At 50.1% G+C, this 9,134-nt stretch carries 7 protein-coding genes and 1 pseudogene; 4 read left to right on the forward strand and 4 right to left on the reverse strand.

Annotation, left to right across the window (positions count from 1 at the left end; all coding sequences use genetic code 11):
• Positions 1 to 131: 131 nt before the first annotated feature.
• The 3 genes from H6F80_RS15745 to H6F80_RS15755 all read right to left on the reverse strand — a co-directional run bounded on the left by H6F80_RS15745 (position 132) and on the right by H6F80_RS15755 (position 2,466).
• Positions 132 to 401, reverse strand: a complete 270-nt coding sequence (locus H6F80_RS15745) for a GlsB/YeaQ/YmgE family stress response membrane protein (protein WP_190792474.1) — start codon at positions 399 to 401, stop codon at positions 132 to 134.
• A gap of 90 nt (positions 402 to 491) precedes the next feature.
• On the reverse strand, positions 492 to 1,823 hold the full coding sequence (locus tag H6F80_RS15750) for a hypothetical protein (RefSeq protein WP_190792475.1): 1,332 nt from the start codon (positions 1,821 to 1,823) through the stop codon (positions 492 to 494).
• A 268-nt stretch (positions 1,824 to 2,091) separates the two neighbouring features.
• Positions 2,092 to 2,466, reverse strand: a complete 375-nt coding sequence (locus H6F80_RS15755) for a phage holin family protein (RefSeq protein ID WP_190792476.1) — start codon at positions 2,464 to 2,466, stop codon at positions 2,092 to 2,094.
• Between the two features lie 356 nt (positions 2,467 to 2,822).
• Between H6F80_RS15755 and H6F80_RS15760 the strand changes: the two genes are divergently transcribed.
• The gene (locus H6F80_RS15760; protein ID WP_190792477.1) at positions 2,823 to 4,481 is read left to right on the forward strand and encodes an alpha-amylase family glycosyl hydrolase; all 1,659 of its coding nucleotides are present in this window, start codon (positions 2,823 to 2,825) and stop codon (positions 4,479 to 4,481) included.
• 143 nt (positions 4,482 to 4,624) lie between these two features.
• Positions 4,625 to 5,428 (forward strand): annotated as a pseudogene (gene map / locus H6F80_RS15765) (type I methionyl aminopeptidase); the annotation flags it as partial.
• A gap of 174 nt (positions 5,429 to 5,602) precedes the next feature.
• On the opposite strand, the gene H6F80_RS15770 reads toward map, so the two are convergent.
• The gene (locus H6F80_RS15770) at positions 5,603 to 6,502 is read right to left on the reverse strand and encodes an LPS biosynthesis glycosyltransferase (RefSeq protein ID WP_242067394.1); all 900 of its coding nucleotides are present in this window, start codon (positions 6,500 to 6,502) and stop codon (positions 5,603 to 5,605) included.
• Positions 6,503 to 6,636: 134 nt separating this feature from the next.
• Between H6F80_RS15770 and H6F80_RS15775 the strand changes: the two genes are divergently transcribed.
• Together H6F80_RS15775 and H6F80_RS15780 are read left to right on the forward strand one after the other, a co-directional pair.
• Positions 6,637 to 7,959 carry an FAD-binding oxidoreductase gene (locus H6F80_RS15775; protein ID WP_190792479.1) on the forward strand — a complete coding sequence of 441 codons (1,323 nt, stop codon included), beginning with the start codon at positions 6,637 to 6,639 and terminating at the stop codon, positions 7,957 to 7,959.
• 3 nt (positions 7,960 to 7,962) lie between these two features.
• The coding region (locus H6F80_RS15780) for a (Fe-S)-binding protein (protein WP_190792480.1) at positions 7,963 to 9,134 on the forward strand (1,172 nt) is incomplete at its 3' end.

Genomic DNA, 9,134 nt, shown 5'->3' on the forward strand with positions numbered 1-9,134 from the left:
AACAATTAGACAACTCGACAAACTTGAGATACTCGTGCAATTTGCGAATGAACTAAAAGCCGATCGCTTCCCTAGGAAGCTGCTTTACATCGACCAGACAAACAACAGTGAATTTGTTGCTTGATGACTGCTTATACCGCACGACGGGTCAGCAAACCCCAGATGAACAGGGCAACGATCGCTCCAATAATTGCAACAATCAGACCAGGAATGCTCAGACCTGCTGCGGTAAGGGAAAGCGATCCAGTCGTGAGCAGGGCGTAAAGGCTACCACCAACAAAAGCACCAATAATCCCCAGGATAATCGTGCCGAAAATACCGCCGCCCTGATTGCCGGGATAAATTGCCTTTGCAATTGCACCAGCTAATAGACCTAACAAAATCCAAGCAAGAATATTCATGATTCAACCTCTATGTCATCACAAGCTTTCTATTCTTAGATTATCAAGTTGCTCCAGATTTCTTTTCTGCCGTAGGGTATAAAACTGTCGCTAAAATCCAGCTCCAATTTTGCGTTTTCCCTTAGGCTTTTCTTTACTTTTTTCTTTGCTTAGCTCCTGAATTGCTTCTTGAAAAAGGTTGTGCAGATGAATAGGAACACTGGCAATTTCTGGCAGCTCTGTTTCGATCGATTTATCAAATTCCTGTAACAAGTTAACCAAATCTGTTTCAAGGTTAAGTTGAGGACGGTCGAGTGCCGATCGCAGCACAATCTCTAATTGCTTTGGATAGAGCTGCGCAAGATGATACCAGACAAAAGCTGGAACTTCAGGATCGCGCAAATAGCGATTCACTAAATCCTGACCGTTAGGAATTGCTGTCCAATCTTCTGCCTCTAGCAGGCTGCAAAACTGATGGTAGGTCGGTAGAAAAACCTGTCCCCAGCGCGGATGCGTTAAAACCGTCACTTGTTCTGCTTTTTTCAGGCGATCGGGCAAATCGACTTTTGGAGTAACCATTTTGGCTTTGCCCTTGCCGTCAAAAAATTGGGCAACTTCCTTTGCATCTGCCCCCATTGAGGTTGCGGCTTCTGCAATTTCTTCCTGAGTCACGCCCGCTTCAGCCGTTAATTCTTCCAGGCTCTTAGAATCATCAATTCCAGCGTCGGTAAGTCGCCTTTGCGTTATGACTTCCTGAAACTCAGCTAACTTTTTATTAAGCTGATAGCCCGGCATTGTAATTTCAGCCGCACCAAAAAAGTCGGTGAATTCTTGATGATATTTCTCAACCGATTTCCAGGCTTCGGCTAATAGATCTGGAGCATCGCTATATAAATGGTTTTTATAATTGTCTTTGAAGTTGCCGATCGCGACTGCAAGTTTGGGCTTGCCTAGTTTTCCCATCTGTACCGGAGGACTAAAAAACATCCAGCCCTCACGAGTAACAGGCGCAATTTGAGTAAGGATAATTTCGCCTTCTTTAAGTCGCTGCATTTTGGCAGGATGATCAATCGGCGTGAAATAAACTCGATAAACTTTAGCAGTGAGCCAGTTCATTAATAAAAAGCCATCGTCATGGACGTGCTGAATTGCAAACACCCCCACAAAGCCGCGTCGCCAATGTTGAACGAGTTGCCGATCGTCTTCCGAAAGCTCAGCTTCGTCCTGGATGAATAAATCAATCGGCGTTTTATCGCCGGCATAGCCTTCTGCAATAAATCGATCGATCACTAGACTGCGCTGGTGCATATCTTGCTGTTTCGATCGCTTCATTTGTTCTGCACTGAATGCCTCTAGCGCAGTTGCAAGGTCTCCTTCAGCATCAAGTACATAATCTGAAAGAGCCTGCTTTAATTCACCAGCACGCTGCAAAATGCTATCCACAATGTGATCCTCAAACAGTGGTGATCTTTAAACAGTGATGCTCAGACAGCAATCCTCAAGTAACTCCCAAGCAGTAATCCTTAAATAGCCTGCGACTACCGTCTCCAAACATATGGAGTTCAAGGGCGATCGTCAAACCTCCTGGGATAGATTGCAGGCAAGAGAAATTTTGAGAGACAAAATGAGAAACAAAAAAGGCACTCAGGAAACTGAGTGCCATGCTATCGCATTCACCAATCTGTCTTGCTGCGTTCCGAATCCGTCAGCATTAAGCCTGACTCTTGAGATCCAGATTCGGATTGCGCTCTGCAAAATACTTGCTCAGGAATGTGTTCACAAAGGAGAGAATTACCGGAGCCAGAATGAGCCCCAGCAAACCGTGAACCGAGAAACCAGGGACAAAGGCGGCTGCCAACCAGAGGCACAGTCCGTTAACCACCAGAGAAAACGCACCGAGCGTCAGGAAGTTAATCGGCAAAGAGAGGGTAGCAATAATCGGACGAATCACCGCATTCACAAACCCGATCGCCACAGCTGCCACCATTGCGGCAACAAAGTTGTCAAGATCAACACCAGGCACAACCAGATCAACAACTAACAGGCTTAGTGCGGTCGCTAAAGTTGTAAAAAAAGCTCCCAACATAAAATCTTCCTCAAATTTGCTTCAACAATTCGATTTAACGTTCGCTTCAAATGAACTAATGATTTGCTGCGCTAAACATAAGTTGCTGCACCAAACGAAACGCGCTTTGTTGCAGTGCAGAAGATAAAAACAGAACGCAGATAAAAGCCCCTGCTGACTCGATCGGCTTTATCTTGCTTTCCATTTTGCGTGAAGAAAAATCGTTCGCCCTCTACAGTAGGACAGATCTCGCTCAAGCCACCCTAGCCGGAAAACTCTCTGCTCGAAGTCTTATCTCTTTCGCTGGATTTACAGAAATAAATTTCTTCCCGGAAAATGCTCTTATTAAAAACAATGCACTTTTGCTCAGGAACTATATGGCAAGCCCTATTGAATTCAAACTTTTTGCTCCGTATAACAATGGGGCTGCGCTGATTGGGTCTTTTTCAGATTGGCAAGAAATCCCGATGCAGAAGGGGGATGACGGCTATTTTCGCGTCACTGTTGATCTGAAGGACGGGTCGTATGAATACAAGTTTAAAGTGCAGTCAAGGTCCTGGTTTTTTGAGCCGGATCAGTGGGTTACTGTCACTGACCCTTACGCAACTGATATTAACGGCATGAGTGCAGAGGAAAACAGCATTGCTCATGTCAAAGACGGTGAGCGAATTGTTGATACATATGTGTGGCAATATGACGATCGCCCGCTGCCCGCCGATCACGAACTGGTGATTTATGAGATGCACATTGCCGATTTTTCAGGCGGCGAAGATGATCCCTATCCGCGTGGTAAATACAAGCACGTCATCGAAAAGCTCGACTATTTGTGTGAATTGGGAATTAATGCGATCGAGCTAATGCCTGTAAAGGAATATCCGGGGAGCTATAGCTGGGGCTACAATCCGCGCCACTTCTTCGCCCCTGAGACAAGCTACGGCACAACCGCAGAACTGAAGCAGATGATTGACGAATGCCACGCTCGCGGAATTCGCGTCATCATGGACGGAATTTATAACCACTCCGAGTCATCATCTCCCCTAACCCAAATCGATCACGACTACTGGTATCACCACGATCCCAAAGACGCAGAGTTCAATTGGGGACCAGAGTTCAACTACGAGCATTACGACGAAAACCTGCAAACCTATCCGGCGCGTCGCTTTGTCGGTGATACTGTGCGCTATTGGGTATCCGAGTATCACCTGGATGGCATTCGATATGATGCTGCCCGTCAAATTGCTAACTTTGACTTCTTGCACTGGATTGTGCAGGAAGCCAAGCAAACCGCAGGCGCGAAACCGTTTTACAACATTGCCGAATACATTCCTGAAAATCCTGCGATTACCAATGTAGATGGTCCGATGGATGGCTGCTGGCACGACAGCTTTTACCACACCGTCCTGCCCCATATTCTCGGCGATATGTTCGACCTGGAACGGCTGAAGGATGCGATCGATCCCAAACGTCAGGGTTTTCTGGGCGTGACGAACGTAATTCACTATCTGTCAAACCACGATCACAATCACGTGATGGCAGATTTTGGCGATCGAGGAATTTTAGGCGAAGCAGCCTTTCGTCGCCGCAAGCTGGGTGCAGTGCTGGTGATGACTTCTGTAGGTGTGCCAATGCTCTGGATGGGCGAAGAGTTTGGTGAATACAAACTGAAAACAACCGACCCCGCCAAACTGGACTGGACGCTGTTGAAAAACGAAGAGAATCTGGGTTTGTTTAAGTACTATCAGGGATTGATCGCGCTGCGGAAAAACAACCGCGCCCTGCATACAACCAACATTGATTTCTTTCACGGAAATCCTGATGCCAAGGTTTTTGCCTATGTGCGCTGGAACGAAGAAGGCTCACGGATTGTCGTCGTCGTCAACCTCTCCGATCAGTTTCTCGCAGGTTACCAAATTTCCCATTTTCCTGAAGATGGAATGTGGCACGAATGGACGAAAAACTACGACATTGAAGCCAAGAATGGTTTGTTGACGATCGACCTCGGCGAATACGAGGCGCAAGTGTTTGTCTGGCACTAGGGTTCACAAATCAAATTAGTAAAGCTGCACTGCTGCGTGAAATGAGTTGGCGAGAAAGAATAATCCTACTTTGCATTGCCTTTTCCGTTTGTGTCTAATTTCTGAAACCGCTAGAGTAGAGAAAAGAGACCTTAAAGCAGCGGCAGGAATTCATGGATAACGAACCGATCGTCCTTATGTCCAGTCGGGAGATCGAAAAGATGCGACAGGCGGGGCAAACGGCAGCTGAGCTGCTGGCATATCTGGAGCCAATGGTAAAGCCCGGAGTCACGACTCAGGAACTCAACGACGCGGCAGAAGAATGGACGCAAAAGCGAGGGGCAAAAAGCGCGCCTTTGGGCTATCCGAACGGCAGTAGCAATCCCTTTCCGCGATCGATCTGTACGAGTGTGAATGAAGTAGTCTGTCACGGCATCCCCAACATCAAGCAGATTTTACGGGATGGTGACATTATTAATATCGATGTCACGCCCCTGGTGGACGGTTATCACGGCGATACGTCGAAAACCTTTTTTGTGGGCACTCCTTCCCCGATCGCTCGTAAGCTGGTCGAAGTGACGGAAGAATGCTTATGGCGCGGAATCCGCGAAGTCAAACCCAACGCGAAAATTGGTGACATTGGCGCAGCGATTCAGGAATATGCCGAGTCTCAGGGCTTCTCGGTGGTGCGAGATTTTGTTGGGCATGGAGTCGGGCGCACCTTTCACACCGCTCCGCAGATTCCCCATTACGGCACACGCGGCAAAGGCAAAAAGCTCCGTCCCGGCATGGTCTTTACGATCGAACCCATGATCAACGAAGGAACCTGGGAAATTGAAGTGCTAGGGGACAAATGGACTGCTGTGACGATCGATCGCAAGTTATCTGCCCAGTTTGAACACACGGTGGCAGTGACTGAAGACGGCGTAGACATTCTCACGCTACCGCCCGCTTTAGTTCCGGCTTAGGAAGCGACTGTAGAGAAACAAGTCAATTTCTGTGAGGGTTCCAGCTTGAGTAGCCTCCTAGACTCCCAAAACTGGAGAAGTTTGAATGCTGAATCCAGCTCAGTTTCTTCCAGACCGGGTGGCACTAGGAGGCGAGATGTAGCAGTAGTGCACTGCTCCGTTTCCTGGAGTTTTCTAGAAAACAATCTGTCGCCCGATCGCAAACTTTAGCAGTCGATCGGGTGTTTTGCTGTATCTCAGGAGTTTCCAGCGCAGAAATCGCCCGGTGAGCAGCCGTCCGATGCCCTTGAGCCGAGCATAAAGGCGTGCCTGATAAAAATGCCAGTAGCGATTTGAGCTTGTGCCTGCGTAATCGGGCAGAAATGCCAGTTTTCCGGCTAACACATCGGCTCGATGAATGCCGCTCATCCCGTTCTGCTGATGTTCAGGATTCGATCGTCCTCCATGTTCGCCATAGTTACGATAGGCGATGTAGTTTTTAAAGCCGCGAATTCGCAGATATTTCTCGATATTAGAGTCGAAGGTACAGTAGCCTGTGCCCTGCTTCTCGGTGACCTGATCGGCCAGTCCGCAAAGCGTTGCTGCCCCTTCTGGGGTGAGAATATAAGCGACCAGTCCCGTCGAAAATCCTTCGGCATAGCCGTCTGTCGAGAGGGAATATACCTGAGGCGCACAGGTATAAAGCCAGCAGATGCCGACGTTTGGCTGCTCTAAATTAAATGGAAGCGGCAAGTTCCCCATGCCTACCACAGGCACAAAATCTGCTTCAACAATCAGCGTCGGGCGATCGGACTGGGCGGCTTGCTTCCAGGCGTGCTGATGGTTCAGCATACAGCGATAGGTCGCAGCACAATCCTGATATTCAGGGCTATCGTTTTGTCGCAGCACTTCACAGTCAAATCCCAGGAAGGTGAGAACTGCTTCCAGTCGATCGGTATTTTCGCGGTAGGCAATGATCAAGGCTTGTCCGATCGCCTGATTCAGCGGCTGAATGGACGAGCTAATTGACGACTGGGGTGATGGTTTTAACTCGAGACTGCTGGCTGTGATACTGCTGGCTGTAATGTATTGCATAAGCTGCACTGCATCTAAAAATAATTGTCCGCAGTCTATCCAGGCACAAGGGTTGCCCGCCTGAGAATTTTCACGGGATTCGCCTCGCCTCCTGATAGAGTGGGGAAGAGTCGTCTGGACGCTGATGAGTTGCCATGAGTTCGATCGCCCCAAGTCTTGCCCAATCGGTTGAACGCATTCTCGGTGCAGGGGGAGTCGTTTCGTGGGATGCGGCTGATCTGATGCTTCGATCGCAAATTTCCCAGGCAGTCACTCCCAGCACTCAAATTGACTGTATTGCCTATCCTGAAACGCAGGAACAGCTTGCCGAACTCATAGCCTGCGCGGCACAAAATCGCTGGCGAGTGTTCCCCTGCGGAAGTGGCAGCAAGCTGCACTGGGGCGGACTGGCGGGCGGAATTAATTTAGTGATCAGCACCGCTCGGATGAATCGCCTGATCGAACATGCCATTGGCGATCTCACCGTTACCGTAGAAGCAGGAATGCGGCTGGCAGACCTTCGGGCAATCCTGGGGAAAGAAGGACAGCTTCTCGCGATCGATCCTGCCTATCCAGGCCAAGCAACGGTCGGCGGTATTGTGGCAACCGGAGATACAGGCTCACTGCGCCAGCGATACAACAGCGTCCGGGATATGGTGATCGGCATTTCTTTTATACGATCGGATGGCCAGGTGGCAAAAGCAGGCGGACGGGTCGTGAAAAACGTTGCGGGCTACGACCTGATGAAGCTGCTCACGGGTTCTTACGGAACGCTCGGTATGATTAGCCAGATTACCTTCCGCATTTATCCCTTACCTGCCGCTTCTCAAACAGTGGTTCTCACAGGGAATTCAGCGGCGATTGCTCAGGCAGCCTCCACTCTGCTTGCGTCTAGCTTGACTCCGAGCGCGATCGATCTCATTGATGACCGCACAGTAGGAGCCTTGGGACTGGGGGAAGGCGTGGGACTGATGAGTCGCTTTCAGACGATCGAAGTCAGTATCAAGAAACAAACGGAGCAGCTTTTTGCCCTGGAACAGAATCTGGGTTTAGCGGTAACGGTGCAATCCGGCGATGATGAAATGGCTCTGTGGCAACAATTACGAGAAAGAATCGAAACTGACCCCCAACCGTCTACCGTAACCTGCAAAATAGGAGTGTTACCCGCTCAAGCAGTCCAGACGTTGGCGCAGTTCAGCCAGATCGGTGCTGATATGACAGTTGCTCAGATTCACGCCGGAAGTGGTTTAGGCGTTTTGCGGTTTGAATCGATCACCCTCGATGCGCTGCTGAAGCTGCGATCGATCTGCCAGGCACAGGGTGGCTTTCTCTCAGTGCAGGCGGCTCCTCTGGCTCTTAAACAAGCGATCGATGTGTGGGGCAGTTCTGGTTCTTCGTTGGATCTGATGCGTCGCATTAAGCAACAGTTTGACCCGCAATTCCTTTTCAGTTCCGGTCGGTTCGTCGGTGGAATTTAACCCATGACCACAGAATACAGAATTCCTGATACGTCCTATAGTCCTGAGTCTGCTCTGGCTCCCTCAGAAAAAAACTTTGACGCGCAGCATCCGCCCGATCCCAAGCTAATCGATGCCTGCGTTCACTGTGGCTTTTGCCTCTCCACCTGCCCCAGCTATCGCGTGATCGGCAAAGAGATGGACTCGCCGCGCGGACGCATTTATCTGATGGATGCAATCAACGAGGGTCGGGCTCCCCTGAACGAGGCAACGGTGCAGCACTTCGATTCCTGTCTGGGCTGCCTTGCCTGCGTCACCACCTGTCCATCGGGCGTACAGTACGACAAGCTGATTGCCGCGACCCGTCCCCAGATTGAGCGCAACTATTCCCGCAGTTTGGGTGATCGTCTTTTCCGTCAACTTCTGTTCACCTTTTTCCCCCATCCCGATCGCCTGAGAATGCTGCTGGCTCCCCTGATGCTCTATCAGAAACTGGGAATGCCTCAGTTGGTGCGGGCAACGGGGTTGCTGAAAAAATTCTCTCCCCGGCTGGCGGCAATGGAAACGCTGTTGCCCGAAGTGACAGTGAAATCTTTCCAGGACAATTTGCCGACGATCGTTCCGGCGAAGGGCGAAAAGCGGTATCGGGTGGGCATGATTCTCGGCTGTGTGCAGCGATTGTTTTTTAGCGACGTGAACGAAGCCACTGCCAGAGTCCTGACTGCGAACGGCTGCGAAGTGGTGATTCCCAAATCTCAGGGTTGCTGTGCCGCACTCCCCCACCACCAGGGACAGGAAGCCGATGCCCAGGCACTTGCCCGCCAGATGATCGACAGCTTCGAGGATACGGGAGTCGATGCAATCATCATTAACGCTGCGGGATGTGGTCACACGCTGAAGGACTACGGACACCTGTTGCAGGACGACCCAGCGTATCGTGAGAAGGCGAAAGCATTTTCTGCCAAAGTCAAAGATGTACAGGAATTTTTGTGGGCGATCGGCTTAACTGCCAAACTCTCCCCCTTGCAAAGCGAACCTCTAGCAATCGTCTATCAGGATGCCTGTCACCTGCTCCACGGACAAAAGATCAGCCTCCAGCCTCGCCAACTCCTGCGGCAAATTCCGGGTGTAACTTTGAAAGAGCCGATCGATGCAGCCCTTTGCTGCGGTAGTGCAGGCGTTTACAATATGCTCCA

The sequence above is a fragment of the Leptolyngbya sp. FACHB-711 genome (assembly GCF_014695615.1).
Classification (GTDB): domain Bacteria; phylum Cyanobacteriota; class Cyanobacteriia; order Elainellales; family Elainellaceae; genus Leptolyngbya_A.